Origin of the sequence: Beijerinckia indica subsp. indica ATCC 9039 (assembly GCF_000019845.1) — a bacterium.
GTDB classification, from domain to species: Bacteria; Pseudomonadota; Alphaproteobacteria; order Rhizobiales; family Beijerinckiaceae; genus Beijerinckia; species Beijerinckia indica.
This window is the reverse complement of sequence record NC_010581.1, coordinates 3,302,936-3,328,187: the sequence shown is the minus strand read 5'-3', so window position 1 is coordinate 3,328,187 and position 25,252 is coordinate 3,302,936. Positions and strand designations below refer to the sequence as shown.

The 25,252-nt window shown below is 58.3% G+C and carries 26 protein-coding genes; 14 read left to right on the top strand and 12 right to left on the bottom strand.

What is annotated here, in order from left to right; translation table 11 throughout:
• Positions 1-178 precede the first annotated feature (178 nt).
• From BIND_RS14730 to BIND_RS20240, 4 genes are all read left to right on the top strand, one after another.
• Positions 179-631 carry a (2Fe-2S)-binding protein gene (locus BIND_RS14730; RefSeq protein WP_012385839.1) on the top strand — a complete coding sequence of 151 codons (453 nt, stop codon included), beginning with the start codon at positions 179-181 and terminating at the stop codon, positions 629-631.
• 1 nt (position 632) lies between these two features.
• Complete coding sequence (locus BIND_RS14725) at positions 633-2,957, top strand: xanthine dehydrogenase family protein molybdopterin-binding subunit (protein WP_012385838.1); 2,325 nt, start codon at positions 633-635, stop codon at positions 2,955-2,957.
• 166 nt (positions 2,958-3,123) lie between these two features.
• Complete coding sequence (locus BIND_RS14720; RefSeq protein ID WP_012385837.1) at positions 3,124-4,077, top strand: acetyl-CoA carboxylase carboxyltransferase subunit alpha; 954 nt, start codon at positions 3,124-3,126, stop codon at positions 4,075-4,077.
• Between the two features lie 180 nt (positions 4,078-4,257).
• Positions 4,258-5,910 (top strand): L,D-transpeptidase family protein, encoded by a 1,653-nt coding sequence (locus BIND_RS20240; protein ID WP_244395899.1) that lies wholly within the window; start codon positions 4,258-4,260, stop codon positions 5,908-5,910.
• Positions 5,911-6,015: 105 nt separating this feature from the next.
• Here BIND_RS20240 and BIND_RS14710 read toward each other — a convergent pair whose 3' ends face one another.
• On the bottom strand, positions 6,016-7,632 hold the full coding sequence (locus BIND_RS14710; protein WP_012385835.1) for a fumarate hydratase: 1,617 nt from the start codon (positions 7,630-7,632) through the stop codon (positions 6,016-6,018).
• Positions 7,633-7,828: 196 nt separating this feature from the next.
• On the opposite strand from BIND_RS14710, the gene BIND_RS14705 reads away from it, so the two are divergent.
• Complete coding sequence (locus BIND_RS14705; protein ID WP_012385834.1) at positions 7,829-8,833, top strand: glucokinase; 1,005 nt, start codon at positions 7,829-7,831, stop codon at positions 8,831-8,833.
• A 36-nt stretch (positions 8,834-8,869) separates the two neighbouring features.
• Here BIND_RS14705 and BIND_RS14700 read toward each other — a convergent pair whose 3' ends face one another.
• Positions 8,870-9,334 (bottom strand): PTS sugar transporter subunit IIA, encoded by a 465-nt coding sequence (locus BIND_RS14700; protein ID WP_012385833.1) that lies wholly within the window; start codon positions 9,332-9,334, stop codon positions 8,870-8,872.
• A gap of 62 nt (positions 9,335-9,396) precedes the next feature.
• Here BIND_RS14700 and BIND_RS21395 point away from each other — a divergent pair, with 62 nt between their 5' ends.
• Positions 9,397-9,846: a hypothetical protein gene (locus tag BIND_RS21395; protein ID WP_148210658.1), complete on the top strand. Its 450-nt coding sequence runs from the start codon at positions 9,397-9,399 to the stop codon at positions 9,844-9,846.
• 228 nt (positions 9,847-10,074) lie between these two features.
• Here BIND_RS21395 and BIND_RS14690 read toward each other — a convergent pair whose 3' ends face one another.
• From BIND_RS14690 to coaBC, 4 genes are read right to left on the bottom strand one after another with little or no spacing between them, the layout of a single operon-like run.
• Positions 10,075-10,434 carry a hypothetical protein gene (locus BIND_RS14690; protein ID WP_012385832.1) on the bottom strand — a complete coding sequence of 120 codons (360 nt, stop codon included), beginning with the start codon at positions 10,432-10,434 and terminating at the stop codon, positions 10,075-10,077.
• A gap of 37 nt (positions 10,435-10,471) precedes the next feature.
• A complete protein-coding gene (locus BIND_RS14685) occupies positions 10,472-10,921 on the bottom strand; it encodes an RrF2 family transcriptional regulator (protein WP_012385831.1) in 450 nt (149 codons plus the stop codon).
• Positions 10,918-11,400 carry a dUTP diphosphatase gene (gene dut, locus BIND_RS14680; protein ID WP_012385830.1) on the bottom strand — a complete coding sequence of 161 codons (483 nt, stop codon included), beginning with the start codon at positions 11,398-11,400 and terminating at the stop codon, positions 10,918-10,920. Before dut ends, BIND_RS14685 begins: the two co-directional genes overlap by 4 nt.
• On the bottom strand, positions 11,397-12,620 hold the full coding sequence (gene coaBC / locus BIND_RS14675; RefSeq protein WP_012385829.1) for a bifunctional phosphopantothenoylcysteine decarboxylase/phosphopantothenate--cysteine ligase CoaBC: 1,224 nt from the start codon (positions 12,618-12,620) through the stop codon (positions 11,397-11,399). The genes dut and coaBC overlap by 4 nt, the downstream gene beginning before the upstream one ends.
• Before the next feature lie 412 nt (positions 12,621-13,032).
• Here coaBC and BIND_RS14670 point away from each other — a divergent pair, with 412 nt between their 5' ends.
• Positions 13,033-13,449, top strand: a complete 417-nt coding sequence (locus tag BIND_RS14670; protein ID WP_012385828.1) for a DUF3995 domain-containing protein — start codon at positions 13,033-13,035, stop codon at positions 13,447-13,449.
• Between the two features lie 56 nt (positions 13,450-13,505).
• Here BIND_RS14670 and ubiB read toward each other — a convergent pair whose 3' ends face one another.
• Complete coding sequence (gene ubiB / locus BIND_RS14665; RefSeq protein WP_012385827.1) at positions 13,506-15,077, bottom strand: 2-polyprenylphenol 6-hydroxylase; 1,572 nt, start codon at positions 15,075-15,077, stop codon at positions 13,506-13,508.
• A gap of 98 nt (positions 15,078-15,175) precedes the next feature.
• Positions 15,176-15,955 carry a bifunctional demethylmenaquinone methyltransferase/2-methoxy-6-polyprenyl-1,4-benzoquinol methylase UbiE gene (gene ubiE, locus BIND_RS14660; protein ID WP_012385826.1) on the bottom strand — a complete coding sequence of 260 codons (780 nt, stop codon included), beginning with the start codon at positions 15,953-15,955 and terminating at the stop codon, positions 15,176-15,178.
• 304 nt (positions 15,956-16,259) lie between these two features.
• Here ubiE and BIND_RS14655 point away from each other — a divergent pair, with 304 nt between their 5' ends.
• Positions 16,260-17,054 (top strand): SDR family oxidoreductase, encoded by a 795-nt coding sequence (locus tag BIND_RS14655; protein WP_012385825.1) that lies wholly within the window; start codon positions 16,260-16,262, stop codon positions 17,052-17,054.
• A gap of 204 nt (positions 17,055-17,258) precedes the next feature.
• Complete coding sequence (locus BIND_RS20235) at positions 17,259-17,813, top strand: energy transducer TonB (RefSeq protein ID WP_050764033.1); 555 nt, start codon at positions 17,259-17,261, stop codon at positions 17,811-17,813.
• A 20-nt stretch (positions 17,814-17,833) separates the two neighbouring features.
• Here the strand turns inward: BIND_RS20235 and pcaD are convergent, their stop codons facing one another.
• Complete coding sequence (pcaD, locus tag BIND_RS14645) at positions 17,834-18,967, bottom strand: 3-oxoadipate enol-lactonase (RefSeq protein WP_012385823.1); 1,134 nt, start codon at positions 18,965-18,967, stop codon at positions 17,834-17,836.
• Positions 18,968-19,226: 259 nt separating this feature from the next.
• Between pcaD and BIND_RS14640 the strand changes: the two genes are divergently transcribed.
• The 4 genes from BIND_RS14640 (at position 19,227) to BIND_RS14625 (ending at position 21,464) form a co-directional block, all read left to right on the top strand.
• On the top strand, positions 19,227-19,550 hold the full coding sequence (locus tag BIND_RS14640; RefSeq protein WP_041778127.1) for an XdhC family protein: 324 nt from the start codon (positions 19,227-19,229) through the stop codon (positions 19,548-19,550).
• A complete protein-coding gene (locus BIND_RS14635; RefSeq protein ID WP_012385821.1) occupies positions 19,550-20,302 on the top strand; it encodes an XdhC family protein in 753 nt (250 codons plus the stop codon). The genes BIND_RS14640 and BIND_RS14635 overlap by 1 nt, the downstream gene beginning before the upstream one ends.
• 26 nt (positions 20,303-20,328) lie before the next feature.
• On the top strand, positions 20,329-20,937 hold the full coding sequence (locus tag BIND_RS14630; RefSeq protein ID WP_012385820.1) for a nucleotidyltransferase family protein: 609 nt from the start codon (positions 20,329-20,331) through the stop codon (positions 20,935-20,937).
• A 227-nt stretch (positions 20,938-21,164) separates the two neighbouring features.
• Entirely contained in the window at positions 21,165-21,464 is a 300-nt protein-coding gene (locus BIND_RS14625; protein ID WP_012385819.1) for an usg protein, read from the top strand.
• Here BIND_RS14625 and BIND_RS14620 read toward each other — a convergent pair.
• From BIND_RS14620 to map, 3 genes are all read right to left on the bottom strand, one after another.
• Entirely contained in the window at positions 21,415-22,278 is an 864-nt protein-coding gene (locus BIND_RS14620) for an EAL domain-containing protein (protein ID WP_158304394.1), read from the bottom strand. The two genes, BIND_RS14625 and BIND_RS14620, sit on opposite strands and share 50 nt — an antisense overlap.
• 122 nt (positions 22,279-22,400) lie before the next feature.
• Positions 22,401-23,126 carry a RadC family protein gene (radC, locus tag BIND_RS14615; RefSeq protein WP_012385817.1) on the bottom strand — a complete coding sequence of 242 codons (726 nt, stop codon included), beginning with the start codon at positions 23,124-23,126 and terminating at the stop codon, positions 22,401-22,403.
• Positions 23,123-23,956 carry a type I methionyl aminopeptidase gene (gene map / locus BIND_RS14610; protein ID WP_012385816.1) on the bottom strand — a complete coding sequence of 278 codons (834 nt, stop codon included), beginning with the start codon at positions 23,954-23,956 and terminating at the stop codon, positions 23,123-23,125. The genes radC and map overlap by 4 nt, the downstream gene beginning before the upstream one ends.
• A 442-nt stretch (positions 23,957-24,398) precedes the next feature.
• On the opposite strand from map, the gene BIND_RS14605 reads away from it, so the two are divergent.
• A complete protein-coding gene (locus BIND_RS14605; protein WP_041778126.1) occupies positions 24,399-25,250 on the top strand; it encodes an FkbM family methyltransferase in 852 nt (283 codons plus the stop codon).
• Positions 25,251-25,252: the final 2 nt, after the last annotated feature.

The following is a 25,252-nucleotide window of genomic DNA, read 5'->3' as shown; positions in this document are numbered from 1 at the left end:
TAAAACAATCATGTCTTTTGAAATGAGCGCACGCATTCGATGCGGCTTCGCACGCTGTGCCTTGGTCTGTCCTTTTGAATTCAACTATTCCTTTGGTAAACTGAAACACGATTCTAAGTCGAATGTATAGAACGTACGTTTTAGCAATATATCAATAAGTATAGGTGGGAGGCCTTGCATGATCAAGCTCCAAATCAATGGGCGGGAATGGTCCTATGACGGCGACCCGACGATCCCCTTGCTCTGGGTGCTGCGTGATGAATTGGGCCTGACCGGCACGAAATTCGGTTGTGGCGCGGGATTATGCGGTTCTTGCACCGTTCACATTGATGGTGAGGCGCAACGCGCCTGCACTCTGCAAGTGAGCGATGCGCAAGGTCACGAGGTCGTGACGATCGAAGGGCTCGATCCGCAGGGTAACCACCCCGTTCAAAGGGCCTGGCGCCAGCTCAATGTCCCGCAATGCGGTTATTGCCAAGCCGGTCAGATCATGCAGGCAGCGGCCTTTCTCGCCAAGACGCCGAATCCGACCCAAGAAGACATCCATGGCGCGATGTCCGGCAATATCTGCCGCTGTGGCTGTTATCAGCGCATTGAAGCGGCGGTCCACCTTGCCAGCACGGGGGTCTGATATGGGCTTTGTCGATAAAACTCTCGCCGATAAAAACTCCCCCCGTGGCGAGCAGCACGATCTCGGCCGCCGCGACTTTTTGCGGAGCATTTTGGCTGCTGGCGGTTTCGTTCTAGCGGCAAAAGTCCTGCCCGAACCCGCCTCCGCTGCCGTGCTGAAGACGGGCGCGGATGCCATGCCGCATGGCACGGTCAATGATCCTCATGTGTTCATTACCATTGATAGCTCCGGCAAGGTCACGATCATTGCCGCACGCGCCGAAATGGGAACGGGCGCGGCGCGCACCAGCCTGCCGATGATCATTGCCGACGAATTGGAGGCTGACTGGAACCGGGTCACTATCCAACAGGGCTATGGTGACGAAGCCCATTTCGGCAATCAGGATACTGATGGCTCGCGCAGTGTTCGGCATTTCCTGACGCCGATGCGCCAGGTGGGCGCCGCCATGCGCGCCATGCTGGTGGCCGCAGCCGCCAAGCGCTGGAACGTGCCGGTGAGCGAGGTCCGCGCGGAGAATCATCAAGTCCTGCATGTGTCGTCGTCACGCCGCCTGTCCTATGGCGACCTGGCCGATGATCTTGCCAAAATTCCGGTGCCGCCGGCGGAAAGCCTGACGCTCAAGACACAAGCCGAATTCCGCTATATCGGCAAAGGCCAGATCGGCATGGTCGATCTGCATAATATCACCACCGGCCACGCCTCTTATGGCATTGATACGCGCCTGCCGGGGATGAAATATGCCGTCATTACCCGGCCCCCTGTCGTCGGCGGTAAGCTTGTCTCCTTCGATGCGACGGAAACCCTGAAAGTGCCGGGTGTCGAAAAGGTTTTGGAAGTCCAGGGCTGGCCCTGGCCCTCAAAATTCCAACCGCTCGGCGGCGTCGCCGTGATCGCCCGCAATACCGGCTCGGCGATCAAGGGGCGCGAAGCCTTGAAAGTGACCTGGGACGACGGTCCAAACGCCTCTTACGATTCCGAACTCTATCAGAAGGAATTGACCGCCACGGCGCAAAAGCCTGGGCTTGTCGTGCGCAATGACGGCGATGTGGAGGCGGCTTTTAAAAGCGCCGCGAAAGTAGTCTCGGCCGATTATTATCTGCCGCATCTTGCCCATGTCACGATGGAGCCGCCCTGTGCCACGGCACTTGTCGCCAATGGCAAATGCGAGGTCTGGGCGCCGGTGCAGAGCCCCGGCAACACATTCGAGGAACTGGTGAAGACGTTAGGCCTGCCTCCGGAAGCGGTGAAGGTCAATGTCACGCTGCTCGGCGGTGGTTTTGGTCGTAAATCGAAATGCGATTATGCCTTGGAAGCGGCCTTGCTCTCGCGTGATCTCGGAGTGCCGGTCAAGGTTGTTTGGACGCGCGAGGATGATGTCCAGCACGATTTCTATCATACGGTCTCGGCTGAACATCTCGAAGCGGCGGTCGATGCGCAAGGCAAGGTCACGGCCTGGCGCCATCGCAGCGTCGCGCCTTCCATTGGCTCGACGTTCGGCCCTGGGCAAAAGCATGAAATTCCGATCGAACTTGGCATGGGCTTCACCGATCTGCCCTATGCCATTCCGAATATCCGTTGCGAGAATGGCGAGGCGGCGGCGCATACGCGGATCGGCTGGTTCCGCTCGGTTTCGAACATTCCGCATGGTTTCGCGGTGCAAAGCTTTACCGCCGAACTCGCCCATGCGCTCGGCCGCGATCCCAAGGACTTCTTGCTCGAACTGATCGGGCCGGCGCGGATCGTCGACCCGCGGGCGACAGCACAAGGGTTCTGGGATTATGGTGAGCCCTTCGAATCCTATCCGATTGACACCGGGCGCCTGCGTCATGTCGTCGAACTCGTGGCCGAAAAGGCTGGATGGGGACGCCCATTGCCAAAGGGCCACGGCCTTGGCATTGCCGTCCATCGCAGTTTCGTCAGTTATATTGCGACGGTGGTGGAAGTCGCGGTGGATGAGAAAGGCAATTTCACCGTGCCGCGTGTCGATACGGCTGTTGATTGCGGGGCTTTCGTCAATCCCGAGCGCATCCGCTCGCAGACGGAAGGCGCGGCTGTCATGGGCCTAAGCCTTGCCAAATATGGCGCTTTGACCTTCAAAAACGGCCGTGCGGAACAGGCCAATTTCGACGATTTCCGCGTGGTGCGAATCGACGAAGCGCCGGGCGTGACCCATACGCATATCGTTGACAAGGGATTCGATGTGCCGCCCGGTGGCGTCGGCGAACCGGGCGTGCCGCCCTTCGCGCCGGCTCTTTGCAATGCGATTTTTGCCGCGACCGGCAAACGCCTGCGCCAGATGCCGATCGGCGATCAATTGGCGATTTGAGCCGGTTTGATTGAGGAAGGAACCAAGGGTCGCTTTTTTGCAACCTTTAGTATATAGGATAAGGCGCCGGAGTCCGGCACCTTATCCTTATTCCTTGTTCTTTTCGTTGCTTGACATAGATCCATAAAATAACGAGGTTCCTCATTCCCGCCAAAAATCAGGTCCCATGCGAAGCTATCTCGATTTTGAAAAGCCGGTCGCCGAACTTGAAGCCAAGATCGACGAATTGCGCACCCTCAACGCGCAAGAGGATACGCCGGCTATTGGTGAGGAGCTCACAAAACTAGAGGCTAAGGCGCAAAAGGCTTTAGGCGATCTCTACGCAAGTCTGACACCCTGGCAGAAAACGCAGGTCGCGCGCCATCCGCAGAGGCCGCATTTCGTCGATTTCGTGCAGGGTTTCATCGACGATTTCACGCCGCTCTCGGGTGATCGCAAATTTGGCGACGATGCCGCGATCATCGGCGGTTTTGGCTGGTTCGAAGGACAATCGATCTGCGTGATCGGCCAGGAAAAAGGCGCCGATACCGAGAGCCGAATCAAGCATAATTTCGGTCTCGCCCGGCCGGAAGGCTATCGCAAGGCTGTCCGCCTGATGGAGCTCGCCGATCGTTTCGGCGTGCCGGTCCTCTCGTTGGTCGATACGGCTGGGGCTTTTCCGGGTGTTGATGCGGAAGAGCGCGGGCAAGCCGAGGCCATTGCGCGCGGAACCGATGCCTGTCTCTCGCTCGGCGTCCCCAATATAGCCGTCATTCTTGGGGAAGGTGGCTCGGGAGGCGCGATCGCCATTGCCGCCTGCAATACCGTCTTGATGCTGGAAAATGCCATTTATACGGTCGCTTCGCCCGAAGCCTCCGCCTCGATCCTCTGGCGTGACGCTACGCGCGCGCAAGACGCGGCAATGAGCATGAAGATCACTGCCCAGGATCTGCTTAAATTCGGCATTATTGATAAGATCGTGCCGGAACCGCTGGGCGGCGCGCATCGCGACAGTTCGACCACTATCGTCGCGGTCAAGGAAGCCGTTGTCGAAGCCCTTGGCGCATTGCGGGATCTCTCCCCCAGCGAAGTGCGCCGGGTTCGGCGGGAGAAGTTCCTCGGCATGGGCCGCAAATTATAAGTGCCGCTGAAGCTTGTTTAAGGTAACGTCTTTCTAAGAATGGAAGGGATAAGATTGCCGCCCTCGGATGGTCGTTCGATGCGTGTGGGCCGAAGCTGAAAACCAGCCCCCAAAGCATCGGCCAACATCGGAGCAAGGCGTCTTCCCGACAGCCGTTCGGGCCGCATGGAAGGCCGGTCAATGAGTGTATCGCCGATGCGTTTCAAAGCCGATTTCCTGTCCTGTTTCAATCTCTTCGCCAAATCTGTCCCGCCTTTCCCGCGCAAGGATGAGAGGCGGGCGAAGCTGCCAGTTTCGCTTCTGTCCCTTTCCTTGATCGGCCTTTCGGCTTCCTTGCTCGCCGGGTGTGATGAGGTCATGAGCCCGCCGGGACTGTCGAACGCGAGAGCCCATGCCCCCCTTTCACACAAAACTCTGACGCTCATGTCAGAACATGGCACGACCAGCGCGTCGCCTGTGCTGATTCGTACCTATAAGAAGGAAGCAGAGCTCGAAATCTGGAAAATGGGCGCGGATGGGCGTTACAAGCATCTCAAAACCTATCCGATGTGCCGCTGGTCGGGGCAACTCGGACCGAAGATGCGGGAGGGTGATCGCCAGGTGCCGGAAGGGTTCTATGCGATCACGCCGGCGCAGATGCATCCCAATTCGCATTATTATCTGTCCTTTGACGTAGGCTATCCCAATACGTTTGATCGCGCCTGGGGACGCAGCGGCGGCTCGATCATGGTGCATGGCGTATGTTCCTCGGCCGGCTGTTTCTCGATGACCGATGAGCAGATCGAGGAAATCTATGCCATCGTCCGGGAAGGCTTCGCCGGCGGTCAGCGCGCCATTCAGATGCAGTCCTATCCCTTCCGCATGACGGCGGAAAACCTGGCGAAATACAGGCTCGATCCGAATATCGCCTTCTGGCGGCAGCTGAAGGAAGGCGCCGATCATTTCGACCTCACCCGGCAGGAGGTGATCGTCGGCGTCTGCGACCGGCATTATATCTTCAATGCCTTGCCCGCTGGGGGATCTTTCGATCCGACAGGAGCGTGCCCGCCCGTGCACCGCAATGCCGAGGAAGCTGCCGAGGTTGCCGCCCGCACGAAACGGGATGAGGAGAAAATCGCGGAATTTGCCGCGCGCGGTGTCAAGCCGGTGCATACGGTCTACGCCGACGGCGGACAGCATCCGAGTTTCTCCACGCGGCAGGGTGAAGTCAGCCGGCCCGAGGCCCTGGCGCAGGCGCCGGTGGATTATGACATGGACGAGGGGAAACCGAATCCCAAGAACAAGAAGGATAAGTTCCAGCCTGCTGTCGCGGCCCCTGTGACCGGGCCGGCCGTTCCCACGCAAGCCATGGCGTCGGCCCAGCCGCAACCGGCAACGGCGGGAGGCTCAACCTCAGGTCCAGCTTCTCCTGCGGTGTCTGCGGGTTCCCAGGCTCCAGCTCAAGCTGCGCAGGCAACGGCGCCAACGCAGCAAGCCGAGGCAACGGGCAGTTCCTTCTTCAATATGGGACGTTTCTTCAACTGGAAATCAGCGGACAAGCCGACTGATACGCCTGCGGATACGGCGGTTGGCAGTATCCAGCCCGCGGTCGCGCCGGCGTCGCCCGTCAATGCCAAGGTCGAGCCACCAGCCGCCCCGGCTAAAACCGCGACCACGCAGCATCCGGCTCAGGCCGTGGTGCCTGCGCCGCGTCACAAGCCCGCGCCGGTTGCGCCGTCCCCCGCCGCCGAGGCTGTCAAGCCAAAGCCCGAAGAGAAGACGGTGAAGGCCGCTTCACCCGTCGCTCAGGCGACGGCAGAACTTGCGACCGTGGCGACTGTGACAGCGCACTAAATGGCCTGATGGGCTGACCCTTATAAACAAACAAAAGCGCGGCTCGAAGATCGAGCCGCGCTTTTGTTTTGAGAAGGACGCAAGAGTCGGTCGTGACTCTTGCTCTTATCCCAGATGCAATTCCTTGAAGAAATCATTGCCCTTGTCATCGATGACAATGAAAGCGGGGAAATTCTCGACCTCGATCTTCCAGATCGCTTCCATGCCGAGCTCCGGATATTCGAGGACCTCGACCTTTTTGATGCAATCCTTGGCGAGCCTTGCCGCTGGGCCGCCGATCGAGCCGAGATAGAAGCCGTGATGCTTGGCGCAGGCCTCGCGCACCTGGGCTGAGCGATTGCCCTTGGCGAGCATGACCATGGAGCCGCCCGCCGCCTGGAATTGATCGACATAGGAATCCATGCGACCGGCCGTGGTCGGCCCAAACGAGCCCGAGGCATAGCCTTCCGGTGTCTTGGCGGGACCCGCGTAATAGACCGGATGGTTCTTGAAATAATCCGGCATGGGCTCGCCGCGCTCCAGCCTTTCGCGGATCTTCGCATGGGCGAGATCGCGCGCGACGATCATCGGGCCGGTGAGAGATAGCCGCGTCTTGATCGGATATTTTGACAAAGTCGCGAGAATCTCGCTCATCGGCTTGGTCAGGTCGATATTGACGACCTCGCCGCCGAGCTTGGCTTCATCGACATGCGGCAGATATTTCGCCGGATCATGTTCCAGTTCTTCCAGGAACACGCCCTCGCGGGTGATCTTGCCGAGCGCCTGGCGATCGGCCGAGCAGGAGACACCAATACCGATCGGCAGCGAGGCGCCATGGCGCGGCAGACGGATGACGCGCACGTCATGGCAGAAATATTTGCCGCCGAATTGCGCGCCGACGCCGAGTTGCTGTGTCAGTTTGAAGATTTCCGCTTCCATGGCGAGATCGCGGAAGGCGTGGCCATCTTCGCCGCCCTCGATGGGCAGGCCGTCGAGATAATGGGTCGAAGCGAGTTTGACGGTCTTCAGATTATATTCCGCCGATGTCCCGCCGATGACGATGGCGAGATGATAGGGAGGGCAGGCGGCCGTGCCGAGTGTCAGGATCTTTTCGTGCAGGAAGGCGATAAGCCGATCATGCGTGAGAAGAGAGGGGGTCGCCTGGAACAGGAAGGTTTTATTGGCTGAACCGCCGCCTTTGGCGACGAACAGGAATTTGTAGGCGTCCTCACCCTCGGCATAGATTTCGATCTGCGCCGGGAGATTGTTCTTGGTGTTCTTTTCCTCGAACATGGAGATCGGCGCGAGCTGCGAATAACGCAGGTTCTTGCGCTCATAGGCGTCCTTGATCCCCTCGGCCAGCGCGCTTTCGTCCTCGCCATCGGTAAAGACGAGACGGCCTTTCTTGCCCATGACGATCGCGGTGCCCGTATCCTGGCACATGGGCAATATGCCGCCCGCGGCGATATTGGCGTTTTTCAAAAGATCATAGGCGACGAATTTATCGTTGGACGTCGCCTCGGGATCGTCGAGGATTTTGGTCAGTTGGGCGAGATGGGCAGGCCGGAGCAGATGGTTGATATCGGCCATTGCCTGATCGGCCAGGGTGCGGAGCGCCTCACGATCGACCATAAGAATTTCGTGATTGCCCAGTTTTTCGAGGCGGACACCATTCTGTGTCAGCTTGCGATAGGGCGTCGTATCCTTGGCGAGAGTGAAAAGCGGTTTGTAATGCAAGGTCATAAGCACAGCCTCCGGCCAGATTTCGGGGGGTTTTAAGCTCTTCTGCCCAGCTTTCCAATGCCACTTAACGCATACCCTTTGTCATTTGCCCTTACGACTTGCCCTTGTCACTCGCCCTTGTCACTTGGATGGCTGACCGGGAACATGTTCCGGTCCTTTCGAATTCGCAAGAAACAGTCAGATCGTGGAGCGTGGCATGCATTTTCCCTTTCCCCATCTCCTGGCTGATATTGGTGGAACCAATGTCCGTTTCGCCATAGTTGATCGGCCGGGCGGCGAATTACGGACGGGATTTGCCGGCAAGACGGGGGCTTTCTTCAATTTTGAGGCAGCCTTGGCCGTGGCTTTGGAGGATTTTGCCGTTCAACCACGCTCGCTTATCGCCTGCGCCGCCGGGCCGGTCCAGAACCGGTGTGTTCAGATGACCAATGCCCATTGGAGGATCGATGGGGCGGCGGTCGCGCCTCTCTTCGGCTTGGAGCAGGGGTTGCTCCTGAATGATTTCGAGGCGCAGGCCTATAGTCTGGCGGTTTTACGCCCAGACCTCATCCATCCGATCGGCGCGCAAGGAGAGAAGCTAGCAGGTGCTCAGGTGATCCTGGGACCGGGGACCGGGCTGGGCGTTGCGGCTTTGGTGATGGTCAAGGATGCTTATTATGCCTTGGTAAGCGAGGCGGGACATGTGGATTTCGGGCCGGCGAGCGACGAGGAAGCCGCGCTCTGGCCGTACATCGATCGGGAACCACTTGGGCGCATCAGCGCGGAAAGCCTTCTTTCTGGGCCTGGTCTCTTGCGTTTGCATCGGGCGCGGCTCACCATGGTGAAACATCCACCGGAGAAGGCGATACAGGATGTCGGGGTGCTGATCGAACAGGCTCATAAGAATGAGGTGGGAGAAGAAGCTGCGACGGTCCGCCTTTTCCTATCGCTGCTGGCGCGCTTCAGCAGCGATATGGCGGTGACTTTCGTCTCGCGGGGAGGAGTGACTTTCGCGGGTGGAATCTTGCCACGATTGATCGATTTTCTCGATGTCGCGACATTCAGGACCCATTTCGAGAACAAGCCCCCGCATAAAGCCTGGGTCAGTCAGATTCCCACGCGCCTGATCATGGACGAGGCGGCTTTGTTTCAGGGATTGGCGGCGATTGGGGCGAAGCCAGAACTCTATCTGATCAATTATGCAAAACGCGCCTGGTGCTGATTGCCTCTATGGCGGCGCGTTTTTGCGTCGCCGCGATCAGGCGGCGCGCGAGGTCTCTTCCTCCGTGAGGACGGAATAGAGCGCTGATCCGTCCCGGGCGGCGCGCAATTTTTCGATGACGCCGGGACCGCGAAAAAGGCGCGCAAGGCGCGCCAAAGCCTTGAGATGATCGGCGCCGGCCGATTCCGGCGTGATCAACAGGCAGATCAGATCGACCGGCACGCCATCGATCGCATCGAAATCGATCGGCCGAACGAGGCGGGCGAAAACGCCGAAAATCGTGGGGGCCTTATCCAATTTGGCATGCGGAATGGCGACGCCAGAGCCAATCCCCGTTGATCCAAGCCGTTCGCGTTGCAGGACGACATCGAAAATCTCACGCGCATCGAGACCGGAAATCTGGGCCGCTCGGTTGCTGAGATCAAGCAGCGCCTGTTTTTTTGTATTGGCCTTCAACGAGGGGATAACCGCCTCGGCGGCGATCAATTCAGTCAGGAGCATTGTGGAGCAATCCAAGCTGCGCTTGAGGGAGATAGGCATGTTGGAATCGAGGATCAAGGCGGATGGTTCGTCAAAGTTCGCTTTTGATTCCAATCGCTGCCAGCCTCTCCAGCCTAAAAGCAAAAAGCGGACATCGCTTTTTGGGTAATTTTGTGCGTTATCAAAGATCTGGAGCATTGGACGCGAATTGGTTCGACTGTCCAAGGCTCGAGAATGGAAAAGGGCAACCGGCGACGCCGCAATCGTCCCGGCCAAGGCTTTTCATCTTCAAACAAACGAGTGAAGCAAAATCATGTCCAGCGCAATGCGCCCGCCCAGTCCCCGGCGCAGGATTGGCGCGGGACGGCGGTGCCATGAATAAGGCCCCGGTGTTCCTCCTGAATTTTTTTTCAATATGTGCAAGCCGTAGAAAGATGACGGTGGAAAGTCAATGCAACGAAAGCCACCTTGCATCGGCCACGGCACGCCATATACCAAAGGTCGTGATGAACGACCTTTGGTTCCTTTCTTGAATTTTCGCTATCACTTTGAAAAAGCGAAAATTCAAGAGTGGTCCAACGGTCATTTACTATGACCGTTGCGGTTATGGCAGCGAACAGGATGCGGCGAAACCGATTGCTGGGAATTTCACATCTTTGTCAGCCGGCCGCGACATCCTGGATGTGGAAAACTCTTTCTATCGATCTGATATTATCGCTTTTCCGCCCGAGTGACATTGCAAGGCTCTTGTCTGCCTTGACCTATAGATAGTCATTATCCGCGTCGTCTTCCTCATCATCGACATCAATGCCTTGCTTGCCGTCGATGATGGCTTTGAACTGGTCTTCCAGATCGAGGCAGCGGTCGTAATAGGCTTCGTCCTCGTCTTCCGTGACGGTCTTGATCGTCTCGGGCGCGGCCACGAGTGTCGCGACATAGGTGTCACAGGCAACATTGCTCGTCAATTCCGGGACGTCCTCGATGATCGCCATGCGCCAGGTCTTGGTCTTGAGATCGAGAAGGCTGAGAACGGCGCTTTGCCCATCGCTCATGATTTCGGCGTGATAGCCATGCGCGGCGGCGAGATCCTTGCCGGTGGCCCCCTTGTAGATCTGAGTCATGGGTCGAAAAGTCCTTGTGATCCAGTTTTCGTGTTTTTTAAATTGCAAAATCCGGCCCGACTGGAAGGCCGAGGTTCAGTTGCTTGGTTTCCGCCAGCCGGCAGAAATCATCGATGGTCAGGCGCTCCAATTCACTGACAAAGGCTTTGCCGGCCTCTTCCACAAGAGGGCCGACCACATGTTCGACGAGCCCGCAAGGCTGAATAAGGCCGTTTTCGGAATCCTGTTCGTTCAGGATGGCGCGCAGAATATCGGCGGCGGTGATACGGCGGCGTTCGCGTGCCAGTTCATAGCCGCCGCGTGGACCCCGCACACCTTTGAGAATATTGGCCCTCACCAAGGCTTGGAGCAGGGTTTCAAGATGACGTGGCGGCAATTGCAGGCGGCTCGCAAGCGCCTTGGCGGCGACCGGCAGGGGCCGCGCATGCAAAGCGATATCGGTGACAGCGGCGAGTGCCAGGAGATTGCGGCGCGACAACAGGATCATTGGTGTGATCCATGCCCCGTCGAGCCGAAACCGTCCTCACCACGCTCGGTGTCGCTCAATGTATGCGTCTCGATCAATTCGGCCTGCACACAGGGCGCGACGACGAGCTGGGCAATGCGCGTGCCTCTGACGATCTCGAAAGGCTCATCCCCCATATTGATCAGAATGACGCCGATCTCGCCGCGATAATCAGCGTCGATCGTGCCCGGCGTATTCAGAACCGTCACTCCATGTTTGCGCGCGAGCCCTGAACGCGGGCGGACCTGGGCTTCATAGCCCTCCGGAATTTCGAGACAGAAGCCGGTCGGCAAGAGATGGCGTCCGCCGGGCTCCAGGACCAATGTGGTGCCATGCGGCAAAGCGGCGGCGAGATCGAGCCCCGCCGCGCCCGCCGTCTGATAGGCGGGCAACGCGAGACCTTCCGCATGCGCCAGGCGTTTGACGAGAATACGGGGAGGCCGGGGAGGCGGCATTGTCATTCGGCTTGTTCCGCGAGCAGATTGGCGCAGGTGGCGATCAGGCGGCGCGCCACATCTTCCTTGCGCAAGGGAGGCCAGCTTTCCTCGCCGGAGTGGGACAATAAGGTCACCTGATTGAAATCGCCGCCCATGACGTCCGACCCTCGGCCGACATGATTAGCGACGATCATGTCGCACTGTTTGCGCTCCAATTTTGAGCGTGCATGGTCAAGCAGGGCCTGAGTCTCGGCGGCAAAGCCAATCACCAGTTTTGGCCTGTGCGGGCCCGTTTTGGCGATGGTCGCCAGAATGTCGGGATTCTCGACCAGGGTCAAGGAAGGGGGCGCACCGCCATTCTTTTTGATTTTTTCGTCTGCATCGATGAGGGGACGCCAATCGGCGACGGCGGCCGCGCCGATGAAAAGATCCGCCGGTAGAGCCTCGGTGACGGCCGCCAGCATGTCGCGCGCCGTCTCGACATGCCGGGTTGTGACGCCTGGCGGGTCGGCAATCGCGACGGGACCACTCACGAGCACAACATCGGCACCTGCCGCCGCCGCTGCGGCGGCGATCGCATGGCCCTGTTTGCCGGACGAGCGATTGGCGAGATAGCGCACGGGATCGAGCGGCTCATGCGTTGGCCCCGAGGTCACGATGACTTTTTGACCGGCAAGCAGGGTGGAGGCTGGTGTCTCCGCCAGGGCGTCCTCGATAGCTTTGAGAAGGTCCTGCGGTTCGCTCATGCGGCCGGGGCCATATTCACCACAGGCCATGTCGCCTTCCTCCGGTCCGACACGGAGGATCCCATCGGCGAGGAGCGTCGCCATATTGCGCTGCATTGCCGGATGCAGCCACATGCGCACATTCATCGCGGGCGCGACGAGCACCCGTTTATCGGTCGCGAGCAGCAAGGTCGTGGCGAGATCATCGGCAAGCCCCTGCGCCATTCTGGCGAGAAGATCGGCGGTCGCTGGTGCGACGACGACGAGATCGGCATCACGCGAGAGAGCAATATGGCTCATCTTGGCTTCTTCGTCCGGCGAAAACAGGGTTTCGGGAACGCTCGCGCCGGAGAGGCTCGCAAAGGACAAAGGAGTGACGAATTGTCTGGCCGCGTCGGTCATAACGACGCGCACGAAATGGCCTCGGCGGCGCAAAAGACGCACGAGTTCGAGCGTCTTATAGGCCGCGATCCCGCCGCCGACGACGAGGAGAATGCGTTGACTTGAAGACGCTTCCATTCCGTTTCTTGCCCAGTTTCTTGCCCGTCTCCCGATTGTTCAGGAATAAGGGCCTTGTGGGAACCTGAAAAGACCATCGCGTTTGTATTATACCAAAGGTCGTAAAGAACGACCTTTGGTTCCTTTCTTGAATTTTCGCTATCGCTTTTTCAAAGCGATAGCGAAAATTCAAGAGCGGTCCAACGGTCATCTATTATGACCGTTGGTATTAAAGATAGAGTCCGCGATATCAAAGCGGGTATTGCCGGCAGGATCGAGAATCACAGATTCTCGATCCGTCACTTTTCAAACCGTATCCACTTGAGCAGATTATGATCCGGTAACATGGCGGGAATATCAGACTGACAAGTTTCAACTCAATGATGCGGGCGTAGACCTTCAAGGCTCGCTGATCGGTGATAAGGCCGCGACTATGATTGGAGCCCTCTTCAGCATCATCACTTTATCGTTTCTTGCATTGCTCCATGCCTATTGGGCGGCTGGCGGGCGTTTTGGCAAAGAGGCCGCCATTCCGGAACAAGACGGGAAACCCGTGTTCCAACCGAGGCCATTGGGCACGCTGGCCGTATCCCTGGCCTTGGCGCTTGCCGCCCTTCTCATCTCAATACAGGCAGGCTTCCTTTTGCCCGGGCGTTTGGGGTCCCTGCCAAAAATCGCGACAGGTTTGCTTGCTCTTGTTTTCGCGGCGCGGGCCATTGGTGATTTTCGGTATGTCGGCTTTTTCAAGCGCATCATCGGGACGCGCTTTGCGCGGCGCGACACATGGATCTATTCGCCGCTCTGCGGTCTTCTGGCGATGGCCATCGCCGATATCACCTTTTCAGCATAAATCAATTTTTTCAATAGTTTGTTGCATTTTCCGCTGAAACGGCTGGGGCTTGGGCCTCAGGAAAGGCGCCACAGAATCGCGAGAACCGCAAGAGCGAGAATCCACAGAGCGATATGGCTCGATCGTGAGCCACGGGAGGTTGCTTTGGCGATGGAATGCCAGGACGCTTCCGATAAATCGATGCCGCTTCCGGTCACGGTTTCGAGATTGGTGAGAAGCGCCTCGGTGCGTTGCAGGAAGGCCGGCAAATCACTGGCGAAACGACTGAATTGGGCGAGCGCGCGGCCGGCGTCCTGGATTTTGCCAAGTGGGCCTAGATTATCCTCGATCCAGCGGCGCACGACGGGCTCGGAGGTCGACCACATATCGAGCTTGGGATCGAGCTTACGCGCCACGCCTTCGACGACGACCATGGTTTTTTGCAGCATCACCAATTCGGTGCGGGTCTTCATCTCGAACAGGGCGGTCACCTCAAACAGCAAGGTCAGCAGCCTCGCCATGGAGATCTGATCGGCCGTGCGGGAATGGATTGGCTCGCCAATGGCGCGGATCGCCTGGGCGAAATCCTCGATGCGATAGGTGCGAGGGACATAGCCCGCCTCGAAATGCACCTCGGCGACGCGGCGGTAATCGCGCGTGATGAAGCCATAGATGATTTCCGCCAGAAAACGCCGTTCATTGAAATTGAGGCGGCCCATAATCCCGAAATCGACGGCGACAAGGCGCTGCTGGTCATCGATGAACAAATTGCCTTGATGCATATCGGCATGGAACAGGCCATCGCGCATGGCCTGGCGCAGGAAGGATTGGATCACCACGCGGCCGAGATCGGGAAGATCATAACCGCGCGCGGCGAGCGCCTCGACATCGGAAAGAGGGATGCCAGAGATCCATTCGAGGGTCAGCACATCCTTGGTGGTGCGGTCCCAATCGACGACGGGCACGCGGAAATCCAGGTCTTTGGCGGTATTTTCGGCAAATTCCGAGGCGGCCGATGCCTCCAGTCGGAAATCCATTTCCATCTTGACCGCCCGCGCCATCGTGTCGACGACCTCGACGAGTTTCAGGCGCCGCATGTCTGAGATGAAGCGTTCGGCGAGCCGGGCGACGGAGACCATGTCGCTGAGATCGCGTTTGAAACGCCGCTCGACGCCTGGCCGCATGATTTTGACCGCGACGTCGCGTTCGCCTGTGGCGTCCCGGACGACAGCGCGATGGACCTGCGCGATCGAGGCGGCGGCGAGTGGCTCGCCGAAATCCACGAAGATCTTATCGATCGGCTGGCCAAAGGCAGCCTCGATGGTCGCCACCGCGATCTCACGCGGGAAGGGCATCATCCGGTCTTGTAAATGTTCGAGCTCCCGCACGACGACGGGGCCGACGACATCAGGCCGTGTCGCCAGAAACTGACCCAATTTCACGTAGGAAGGACCGAGCCGGCTGAAGGCTTGCGAGAGATTGCCGCCGGGTTTGACGCCCTTGCGGGCAATTAGCTTGGACAGAGCGAGCGGCAAGCGCGCGGGCGGTGGCAGCAGCACTGGGTCGACCGCGATGAAGACGCCCTCGCGAGCCAGCACGAATCCGGCGCGCGCGAGACGCAAGAATGACCCGGGAGAAAAACTCACCATTGCACCTGCGGTTTGTCCTGGGATGGAGGGTTTACACCATCACATCTATCCGAAAAGCGGGCATCCTTTCCGGATAAATTTGATGCCTTTTCAGAACTCTAGAGTTTCCAGCCGCTGTGAATGGCGACGATCCCGCCTGACAGGCGGGTAAAGGAGGGACGTGCGAATCCCGCCTCTGCGATCATATCGGCAAACAGTTCCGCATCGGGAAAACGGCGGATCGATTCAACCAGATAGCGATAGGACTCGGCATCGCCCGTCACGAATTGGCCGATGAGGGGAATGGCCCGGAAGGAATAGGTTTCATAGAGCCGGTCGAGCCCCGGAATATCGACATGCGAAAATTCAAGGCAGAGAAAATGGCCGCCGCGTTTCAGCACCCGAAAGGCTTCGGAAAGCGCCTGGGGAATACGCGGCACATTGCGGATACCGAAGGCGATCGTATAGGCATCGAATGTATTGGACGGAAAGGGCAGGTCCTCGGCATTGGCCTCGACGAAGGTGAGCCTGTCTGCAAGACCGCGCTTTTTGGCGCGTTCCCGGCCGACCTCCAGCATGTCACCATTGATGTCGAGCACCGTGACCTCGGTTTTGGGCGTGCCGGCGCGCGCGACGCGGAAGGCAATATCGCCGGTGCCGCCAGCCACGTCGAGATGCCGGAAAGGGCCTGTGCGTGAAGGCCGGACCTGCGCGGTGAATTGATCCTTCCAGAGCCGGTGCATCCCCGCCGACATGAGATCATTCATGAGATCGTAGCGGGAGGCGACTTTGTGGAACACCGCATCGACCCGCGCCTGCTTTTCCTGCAACGGGACGCGGGTGAAGCCGAAATCGGTTTCTTCACCATCCTCGCGCACCGTGGAACGCGGCCTTGTCATGCGGATCTCCTGGTTTGAGGGCCATCTAGTATCCACCCTCATTGAAGCGCGACTCGTCGCGATTCAATGAGGACAAGTGGATACGGTTTAAAAAGGGGCGTACCGAGAATTTGCGATTCTCGATACTAGGTCCGAATCGGGCCGGATATCGGTTAAGGGATAGAACGCATTTCACTTTCGGCAAAGCGCTCTTGCGCGCTAAACGGTTTCTTGAGCGTCTGTGACGACCATATTGGCCGCCTTGCCTTCTTCTTCCGGGCTTGTGATATGGTCCGAGCGGGAGATGATCGAGGTGGGATAGGGTATGCAGGAACAGGCGGCGCGAGAACAGACGGGACTTGAACCGTCGTCGCCAGCAGCGCTCGTGACGGGCGCCGCCAAGCGGCTCGGACGGCGGATTGCCGAGCGTCTTGCGGCGGCGGGCTACCGGCTGGCTCTCCATTGCAGCGAGGCGTCGCGGCCGCAGGCGGAGGAACTTGCTTCCGCCATCCGCCGGGACGGTGGAACGGCTGAGGTTTTTGCCTTTGATCTCGCCGATCTCACGGCCGTTTCCGGGGCCATGAAGGCAATTGTCCAAAAACTCGGGCCGATGGCTCTCCTCGTCAATAATGCGGCGCTTTTCGAGCGGGATGATGCGGCGCATTTCTCTCCCGCGCTCTGGGAGCGGCATTTCGCGGTTAATTTGCGCGCACCGATCATTCTGGCCAGCGATTTCGTGGCGCAAGTGCCGCAAGACAATGAGGCGGTGATCGTCAATATTGTCGACCAGCGCGTCTGGCATCTGTCGCCGCAATTCTTTTCCTATACTTTAAGCAAATCGGCCTTGTGGACAGCGACCTTGACCATGGCCCAGGCTTTCGCGCCCCGCCGCATCCGCGTCAATGCGGTGGGCCCGGGCCCGGTGCTGCCCAATCACCAGCAGGGACTGGAGGGCTTTGAACAAGAGGTGGCCGGCCTGCCGCTTGGGCGCGCCGTCACGCCAGACGAAATTGCCGAAGCGGTGCTTTATCTCGCGCAGGCGCGCAATGTCACCGGACAGATGATTGCCGTCGATGCAGGTCAGCATATCGCCTGGCAAACGCCGGATATTATCGGTTGAGAACGCCGCGCGAAAATCGGCTCAAGCGTTGCTGTTGACAGAAGGGGTGAAGGTTAGAAGATTATATCGGTCACCCACCTCTTCGTTTAAAAAAGCATCGGACATATCGGCATGAGAGAACCAAAACTTCGATGTGATCCCGCCTTCGGGACGTCCGCTCATGACCAGACCGGTTGGCGCCGGGGCCGAAAGAGTCTCGCCCTCATGCTGTGTCTTGCCGGCGGACTCGCTGCGGCTCACGCGGAAGGGACCGCCGATGCGAAGCCCGAAGGGGCTTTTGTCCCGCCGCATCCGATTCCCGGCGAAGTCATGAAAAATTGGCCCGTCTATCCGGAATCCGCCAAAATGGCCAATCAGCAGGGCGTGGTCATGCTGAGCGTCAAAATCTCGGCGCAGGGCGATCCCGATGATGTTCGTGTGAAGAAAAGCAGCAATTTTCCGATTCTGGACCGTTCTGCCGTCGAGGCCGTCCGGCGCTGGCATTTCGTCGCCGCCAAGCGCGATAATGTCCCGGTCGAGACGGAGGTGACGCTGCCGATCAATTTCTCCTTGAAGGAGGGCGAACAGCCTGCGGGGGCCAAATCCGCACCCAATCCCACCCCGAAACCTGCCCCCAAGACGGCTGCTGCCAAAACGGTGAAACCGGCTGCTCCCAAACCCGCCGGGTCTCATTCCGCACCTGCGGCTTCAAAATCAGGTGCGGTGACGGATCATGCGCCCGTGGCGGATAATGGTTCCGCTGGATCCGCGCCGCGATAAAAGGGCTAAGCCTGTTTCCCTTATTTCCGCCGCGTCGGCGGGCGACGGGAGAAAGTGCTTTTCGTAGGCTTTGCGCCGCCTTGCACCGTCTCGGTCTTTTCACCCTGGTCCCTGGTTCTATCGATCGATTTATCCAGGATTTTGGCGGGTGGGCCTTTGCGCGAGAGGGATTTTTTCACTGCACTCTTTGGGGCATTGGCTTGCTTTTGAGGCGCGGCTTTCGTCGCGACCTTCTTGGGGACCGGTTTTGTCGTCGTTCGTTTGACTGGAGGTTTGTCCACCTGGACGGGTGTTAATGTTTTGCGCGGCGAAGTCGGTCTTCTGGCCGTGGAACGTGCAATGGCGGGACCCCGGCGAGACTGGAGCTTCCGGGTTGGCGCGGTGAGAAAATCCACCACTGCTTTCGTGAACGGCGCATTCGCCTCGATATGGGAAATATGCGCCGCCTCGAGCAGAAGCGTTTGGGCGGCCTCGATCGCCTCAGCGATCGCCAAGCCCTCAGTGGGTGGGGTCGAGGGATCGTCCTGCCCCATGATCACCAGAACCGACTGCTCGACCGCGCGAATCGCTTCATGGAGATCCATGTCGCGTATGGCGGCGCAGCAGGCGATATAACCCTCGGGTGTCGTCCGCAAAAGAGTTTGCCGGATGGGCTCGATCAAAGCGGGATTGGCGGTGCGGAACGCCGATGTGAACCAGCGTTCGAGGACCGCCTCGGCAATGGCTTTCATGCCATGGATGCGTACGGTCGCGATCCGTTGATTCCAGACATTCGGATCATTGGACCGCGCTGTCGTATTGGCGAGCACCGCCCGTTCAATACGCTCGGGTGCATGGGCCAGCAGCCATTGGCCCACCATGCCGCCCATGGATTGACCGAGCCAATGAACCTGGTCGAGACCTAAGGCATCCATAAGGCCTAGAGCATCGCGGCCAAGATCGGCGATGGAATATGGCCCGGCCACCACGCTGCTGCCACCATGGCCCCGCGCATCATAACGAACGATCCGGAAATGGGGGAGCAGAGCCTCGATCAAAGCGTTCCAGATCCCGAGATCCGCACCGAGGGGATGCGCCAGCATTAAAACGGGAAGCGCTTCCTGGCCTTCGACCTGCACATGAAAGGATCGGCCAGCAACAAGGATCTGCGTCATGTGGCTTCTTTCCCCGTTATCTTGGCCTTCACTTTATGATCCGAATCGGGGCCGAGACTCCGCGTTTTATGGCGCATCGCGGGCTCTCGATAAAGGGGTGAGCAGGCCGATCGCGCGACCGATTGTGCTTCTTTGACATTCATCGCTGTGAGGCCCAATGGCAGTGACGAGTATTCACTGAAATGCGTTCATCCCGAACTTGTGTCCGCCGGCTCTTCGGACAACATGAAGGGAGAGAGGTGCGGGTTGGTGGACGGAAATGATGATGAGAGACGACGATCTCCTCCTGCTGGCGCAAATGTGGCGGGAAAGCGGGCGCTCCGTCGCCTTGGCGACGGTAGTCGAAACCTGGGGATCAGCACCTCGGCCGAGCGGCAGTCATCTGGTCATCGACAGCGAAGGCCATTTTGAAGGATCGGTGTCCGGCGGTTGCGTTGAGGCCGAGATCATTACCGAGGCCATGGATGTTTTGGAGGATGGCCGCGCGCGTCTCCTGGAATTTGGTGTCGCCGATGAAACGGCGTGGCGCTCTGGCCTCTCTTGTGGCGGCAAGATCCGGGTTTTCGTCGAGAGGATAGATTGATGCGTTTGGCTTTGCTGGCGGAACTGAACGCGGCGCGCCGGGCACGCCGTCCCGTTCTGGTCATTACGGATCTTGGTTCTGGACATCAAAGATTGATCTATGCTGACGAAATCCATGCCAGTGCTTCGGAGGAAGACGCTCTGGATGTTTCCTTGAAAGCGGCCATCGAGACGCGCTTGCAACTCGGTCAAAGCGGTGCTTTGGACCACAATGGCCATTCCCTCTTCATAGAGGTGCATCGGCCGCCGACGCGGTTGATCGTGATCGGCGCGGGCCATATCGCTCAGGCCCTGGTTCCATTGGCTCGTTTGACGGGTTTTGATGTACTCATCATCGATCCACGTACGGCCTTTGCCACGCCGGAACGCTTTCCCGATGTGAGGATTGTTTCGGAATGGCCGCAGGTCGCCCTGCAAGAACAAACGCTCGATGCGCACACGGCTATGGCTGTTCTCAGCCATGATCCGCGTATCGACGATCCGGCCTTGATCGAAGCGCTGAGAGCCGACTGTTTCTATATCGGCGCGCTTGGTTCGCGTAAGACGCATGACAAGCGCCAGGACCGATTGCGCGCTGAGGGTTTTGATGAGGCGGACCTCGCGCGTATTCATGCGCCGATCGGTCTCGATATCGGAGCAGTGAGCCCTGTGGAAATTGCCATTTCCATCATGGCTGAGATCATTGCGTCCCTCAAACAGAAGCCCGCGCGCCAACCGGAAGCAAAGGGCGCGGTCGCGGAAGCGGCGGTATGAGCCCAGTGAAATGAAATGATCCTCGGATGAATGAAAAAAAGAAGGTCGTCGCCGTCATATTGGCGGCAGGCCAGGGTCACCGTTTCGCCGCGACAGGTGGAGGCAATAAGCTGCTTGCCGAATTCAAGGGCAAGGCCCTTGTTCGCCATGTCACCGAGGCTGCTTTGTCTTCCTCAGCCTGTCCCGTCATGGTCGTGACGGGCCATGAGCGTGAGGCTATCGAACGGATTTTGGGCGATCTGCCTGTCTCCTTCGTCCATAATCCCGATTATGGGGAAGGCCTCTCGACGTCCTTGCGGTGTGCGCTCGCAGCCTTGCCGCAAGAAGCGGTCGGCATGATCGTGCTCTTGGGCGACATGCCGCTCGTCACGAGCACTCTCGTCACGGATCTCGTGATGCGATTCGAGGAAAGCTCATACGAATCCGCGGCGGTTTTTCCCAGCTATCGCGGCAGACGCGGCAATCCGGTGCTCTTGGGGCATAAATTATTCAAGGCCATTGCGGGTCTCGCGGGGGATCAGGGTGCGCGGCGTCTGATCGAGAGCGGGAGTCAGGATGTGCTTGAATGGCCAGTCGAGAATGCTGGCATCCTCGTCGATGTCGATACGGAAGACAGCCTTAAATCAATCGTATAGAGTTTAGGATCAAGATCCTGAACGGGATGCCGCAGCACAGGACCCGCGCCAGCAATGAGGCGCGGGCTCGAAAGGGGATTAAAACGGCAAGGTTTTTGATTGGTCTGATTCCCACCTGCGATGATGAAAGGCGCAGAACGGGAATTATGCCATGACATGGCTGTAGCGTCTCCTAGACGAAACATCGCCGCTTGGCAAGCTTGGTTTTGCTGAAATGGAGGTCGAATATGGCGGATCGGCTCAAGAATGAAGACGTCGTGACATTCGAGGAAAGGCTGAGGCAGCTCGGCGGCTATGGCTTGGCCACAGCGGAAATTCTCTACCGTCTGCCGGATTACCCCATGCTGCTCCAAACTTATATCTGGCAAGATTATGATATTGCCCCAGAATTTCCCACTCTGCTGAAATTCCTGAATTTCTGGCAAAATAGACTGGATGGCGCCCTCTATAGCGTGACGGTGGGGCATTCAAAATTGCTTAAGCCGGCGGAAATCCGGGCTGTGGGCGGCGAGTTTCTGCTGAATTGAAATTGCGCCAATGCATCGGATCGATCCCCGAAAGGTTCCGTTTCTGGCTCGCGCTCTTTTGACGGTTGAGGAGCGCCATGAGGTCAACGGGCGGAACAGCCGGGGAGAAGAGAAACCCTTGTAATTCATCGCATCCGAGGCGCTGGAGCAGGGCATTCTGCTCCTTGGTCTCAACCCCTTCGGCCGTCACAATGAGGCCGCAGGTCACGCCGGCCCGCACGATGGCCTGGAGCATCAAACGGTCCTCGAGGCTGGTCAGTGAGGAGGCGATGAAGGAGCGGTCAATCTTGAGCTTGTCGAAAGGAAAATCCCGCAACGTATCAAAGCTGGCGTGACCGGAACCGAAATCGTCGAGCGCCAGTCTGATCCCGCGCTGGCGCAATTGCGCCAGCAGCCGGAGCGTCGCTGCATCATAATGCAGGGGATGATTTTCCGTGACCTCGAGAACCAGACGCGAGGGATCGAAACCGGTTTCAGCGACAATGCGGTCGAGGGAGGCAAGAAAGCCTTTGTGCCGCAATTGGAGGGGCGAAACATTGACGCAGAGATCGAGGAACGGCCATTGACGCGCCTCATCACAGGCGCGCCGCAGCACCCATTCCCCCAGGGGAATGATCAAGTCACAGGCTTCGGTCAAGGCAATCGCGCGATCGGGTGCGATCTCGCCATAGTCGCGATGGGTCCAGCGAAAGAGGGCTTCGACGCTGACGATTTCTCCGGTCTCGACGGCAAAAATTGGCTGATAATGCAAGACAAAACCCCCGGTCTGAAGGGTCTTCCGCAGATCCTCGGCCAAAGTTCTGTCATCGATCATGCGTTTGCTTTCATCGCGCATTAGGGGCGACTTCGGCTCTCGACGCGGGTCATCGAGAAGAGCCGATCCGCCGAGAGCCGATAGATCAAGCAAACTATTGCAGAAGCCTTATCCGAGGCTGGTCAGATCAATTGCAGGCTTTTCAGGCTGGCGTGGCCCTGTTTCCCGATGATCAGATGATCATGCACGCTAATTTGCATGGCTTTCCCCAGCGCGACGATTTGCTGCGTGATCTGCACATCCTCCTTGGACGGCGTGGGGTCGCCTGAAGGGTGATTATGCACGAGGATGATCGCGCAAGCGCCGAGTTCGAGCGCGCGACGGATGATCTCGCGGGGATAGACGGGCGCATGATCGACAGTGCCGATGCCCTGCACCTCATCGGCGATCAGACCATTCTTGCGGTCGAGAAATAGAATGCGGAACTCTTCGCGATCGAGGAAGCCCATGGCGATGCGGCAATAGTCGATGACGGCCGAAAAGCTCGACAGGCTCTGGCGGCTCTCGATTGTGGATTTCGCCAGCCGTCTTGCCGCGGCCTCTACGATCTTGAATTCGGTGATCGCTGCTTCGCCGAGACCGTCGATCTCCATCAATCGCTCGGGCCGGGCCGCGATGACTTCGGCGAAGGAGCCGAAGCGCGCGAGCAGATTTTTGGCGATGGGTTTGACATCACGCCGGGGCATGGCGCGAAACAGCAAAAGTTCCAGCAATTCATAATCTGCCAAGGACTCGCCGCCGCTTTTGCGAAAACGCTCGCGCAGACGCTCCCTATGGCCGTGATAATGCGGGCGCGGCTCGGATTGATCCTCAGTCGGCGCGCTAGTCGAGTCAGGGCCTTTGGTCATGCGCCGCTGGGTGGAAAGGGTGGATGATGCAGGCCCTTCGGCGAAAGAGTGAAAATTTCGCAGCCGGTTTCGGTGACGCCAATAGAATGTTCGAATTGCGCGGAGAGGGATCGGTCGCGGGTGACGGCGGTCCATCCATCGGCGAGGATTTTCACATGTGGCCGGCCGAGATTGATCATCGGCTCGATGGTGAAAAACATGCCGGCTTTCAAGACGATTCCCTCGCCAGGCCGACCATAATGGAGAATGTTCGGCTCGTCGTGGAACAGGCGGCCAAGGCCGTGACCGCAGAAATCGCGTACCACCGAACAGCGCTCGGCCTCGGCGAATTCCTGAATCGCTGCGCCGATATCGCCGGTGGTGGCACCCGGGCGCACGACATTGATGCCGCGCATCAGCGCTTCGTAAGTGGTCTCGACCAGCCGTTGGGCGCGGCGTGAAACCTCACCGACATAATACATTCGGCTCGAATCGCCATGCCAGCCGTCTTTGATGAAGGTGACATCAATATTGATGATATCGCCTTCGCGCAGGCCCTTGTGATCCGGAATGCCGTGGCAAACAACATGGTTGATGGAGGTGCAGACCGATTTGCGATAACCGCGATAATCGAGCGGTGCCGGATAGGCGTCATTCGCCATGGCGAAATCGAAGACGAATTTATCGATGGCGTCCGTGGTCATGCCGGGATGCACGAAATCAGTCATGCTATCGAGCGCCTCCGCCGCGAGGCGTCCGGCCTTGCGCATGCCCTCGAAAGCCTCGGCCCCATGCAATTTGATATGGCCGGTCTTGCGGCCTGCTCCTTCCACGGCATCAATGAAAGTCATAGCGGATCTGGTCCCGATAAAACGATACCGTCCATCGATCATCGGAAATGAGCGATGGACCACTCTTGGATTTTCGCTAACCCTATGAAAAAGCGAAAACTCAAGAAAGGAGCCAAAGGTCGCTCTGTACGGCCTTTGGGATGAGAAGGCCCAAAGGGCGCCGCTCGAAAAGCGCGAGAGAGCGGCCGGGCCGAGATGCCGATTTATTTAAACCTTTAAGGGGGCGACGCAAGGGAATCCGCTTGCCGTGTTTTTAGCTCGCGCGAGGGAATTTTCTAAATTGTAAGCTTTTTTGAACTGAAAAATCATGGACATCCTCGGATCGAGGCTCCAAAAATAAGATCAGAACGATAAAATCGGGAAAATTCGATCCATTCTCGTGGTTTCGATCTGAAAAAGCAAAGCCAAGATTTGGGGGAGGCTTGGAACCTTGCGATCCGGTATGTCCAATTCCAAATTCCACGACAATGATCTTTCCCATTTCGGCCGCTATGCGCCGCGGGGGGCTGTCGCGCGTCTGCTGGATCTGACCCGGAATGCCTCGGGCAGTTGGGCTGGTCGGAAAGGGGCCTTTTTTCTGCGTTCCATGGCCATGAAGGCGATGAAGAAGGGGCGCCCGCTCGACGTCGAGGCCTTGGGCGCACGAATGCGGCTCTACCCTTCTCATAATCATTGTGAAAGCCGCCTATTGTTCACGCCGCAATATTTCGATTTGCCTGAGCGGGAAATTTTGCGTGCAAGAATGCCGGAAGATGTCGTTTTCATCGATGTCGGCGCGAATATTGGGGGATATAGCCTGTTTGCCGCCGCTTCCGCGGGGCTGAAGGCGCGCATCCTCGCCATTGAGCCTCGCCCCGATATTTTCGAGCGACTCGTCTATAATATCGATCAGAATTCCTTTGCGACCATCAAGGCCTTGGCCTGCGCCATTGCAGATCGCGATGGGGATATGCTGTTGTTCGTCGATTCCCCTGAACCAGTGGAAACGACCTCGCGCATCGGCTCGGTGAGCCGGCGGGAACAACAGATCACTGTCCCGGTCAAAAGTCTTGCCAATTTGGTTACGGAAGAAGGGTTGCGGCGGATCGATGTCTTGAAACTTGATGTCGAGGGGGCGGAAAACCTGATTCTCGAACCCTTTTTTCGGGACATGCCGGAAAGTCTCTGGCCACGGTTTCTATTTATTGAATTTGCGTTCGAACCCATGCCGGGGGATTCCTTCAGCCTCGTCGCCGGGCAAGGCTATCGGCCTTTGCTGAAATCGCATCAGAAAGTGATCTACGAGCGAAGCTGAAG

Coding starts and splice junctions, on each gene's coding strand:
- BIND_RS14630 (WP_012385820.1), top strand. CDS start 20,329: ATGAATGAAAAAAAGAAGGTCGTCGCCGTCATATTGGCGGCAGGCCAG.
- ubiB (WP_012385827.1), bottom strand. CDS start 15,077: ATGGTGAGTTTTTCTCCCGGGTCATTCTTGCGTCTCGCGCGCGCCGGA.
- BIND_RS14655 (WP_012385825.1), top strand. CDS start 16,260: ATGCAGGAACAGGCGGCGCGAGAACAGACGGGACTTGAACCGTCGTCG.
- pcaD (WP_012385823.1), bottom strand. CDS start 18,967: ATGACGCAGATCCTTGTTGCTGGCCGATCCTTTCATGTGCAGGTCGAA.
- BIND_RS14730 (WP_012385839.1), top strand. CDS start 179: ATGATCAAGCTCCAAATCAATGGGCGGGAATGGTCCTATGACGGCGAC.
- BIND_RS14640 (WP_041778127.1), top strand. CDS start 19,227: ATGATGATGAGAGACGACGATCTCCTCCTGCTGGCGCAAATGTGGCGG.
- BIND_RS14705 (WP_012385834.1), top strand. CDS start 7,829: ATGCATTTTCCCTTTCCCCATCTCCTGGCTGATATTGGTGGAACCAAT.
- BIND_RS14670 (WP_012385828.1), top strand. CDS start 13,033: ATGATTGGAGCCCTCTTCAGCATCATCACTTTATCGTTTCTTGCATTG.
- BIND_RS14690 (WP_012385832.1), bottom strand. CDS start 10,434: ATGACTCAGATCTACAAGGGGGCCACCGGCAAGGATCTCGCCGCCGCG.
- BIND_RS14625 (WP_012385819.1), top strand. CDS start 21,165: ATGGCGGATCGGCTCAAGAATGAAGACGTCGTGACATTCGAGGAAAGG.
- BIND_RS14725 (WP_012385838.1), top strand. CDS start 633: ATGGGCTTTGTCGATAAAACTCTCGCCGATAAAAACTCCCCCCGTGGC.
- BIND_RS14620 (WP_158304394.1), bottom strand. CDS start 22,278: ATGATCGATGACAGAACTTTGGCCGAGGATCTGCGGAAGACCCTTCAG.
- BIND_RS14635 (WP_012385821.1), top strand. CDS start 19,550: ATGCGTTTGGCTTTGCTGGCGGAACTGAACGCGGCGCGCCGGGCACGC.
- dut (WP_012385830.1), bottom strand. CDS start 11,400: ATGACAATGCCGCCTCCCCGGCCTCCCCGTATTCTCGTCAAACGCCTG.
- BIND_RS14700 (WP_012385833.1), bottom strand. CDS start 9,334: ATGCTCCTGACTGAATTGATCGCCGCCGAGGCGGTTATCCCCTCGTTG.
- BIND_RS20240 (WP_244395899.1), top strand. CDS start 4,258: ATGAGTGTATCGCCGATGCGTTTCAAAGCCGATTTCCTGTCCTGTTTC.
- BIND_RS14685 (WP_012385831.1), bottom strand. CDS start 10,921: ATGATCCTGTTGTCGCGCCGCAATCTCCTGGCACTCGCCGCTGTCACC.
- BIND_RS20235 (WP_050764033.1), top strand. CDS start 17,259: ATGCTGTGTCTTGCCGGCGGACTCGCTGCGGCTCACGCGGAAGGGACC.
- BIND_RS21395 (WP_148210658.1), top strand. CDS start 9,397: ATGGTTCGTCAAAGTTCGCTTTTGATTCCAATCGCTGCCAGCCTCTCC.
- map (WP_012385816.1), bottom strand. CDS start 23,956: ATGACTTTCATTGATGCCGTGGAAGGAGCAGGCCGCAAGACCGGCCAT.
- BIND_RS14710 (WP_012385835.1), bottom strand. CDS start 7,632: ATGACCTTGCATTACAAACCGCTTTTCACTCTCGCCAAGGATACGACG.
- ubiE (WP_012385826.1), bottom strand. CDS start 15,955: ATGACAAGGCCGCGTTCCACGGTGCGCGAGGATGGTGAAGAAACCGAT.
- radC (WP_012385817.1), bottom strand. CDS start 23,126: ATGACCAAAGGCCCTGACTCGACTAGCGCGCCGACTGAGGATCAATCC.
- coaBC (WP_012385829.1), bottom strand. CDS start 12,620: ATGGAAGCGTCTTCAAGTCAACGCATTCTCCTCGTCGTCGGCGGCGGG.
- BIND_RS14720 (WP_012385837.1), top strand. CDS start 3,124: ATGCGAAGCTATCTCGATTTTGAAAAGCCGGTCGCCGAACTTGAAGCC.
- BIND_RS14605 (WP_041778126.1), top strand. CDS start 24,399: ATGTCCAATTCCAAATTCCACGACAATGATCTTTCCCATTTCGGCCGC.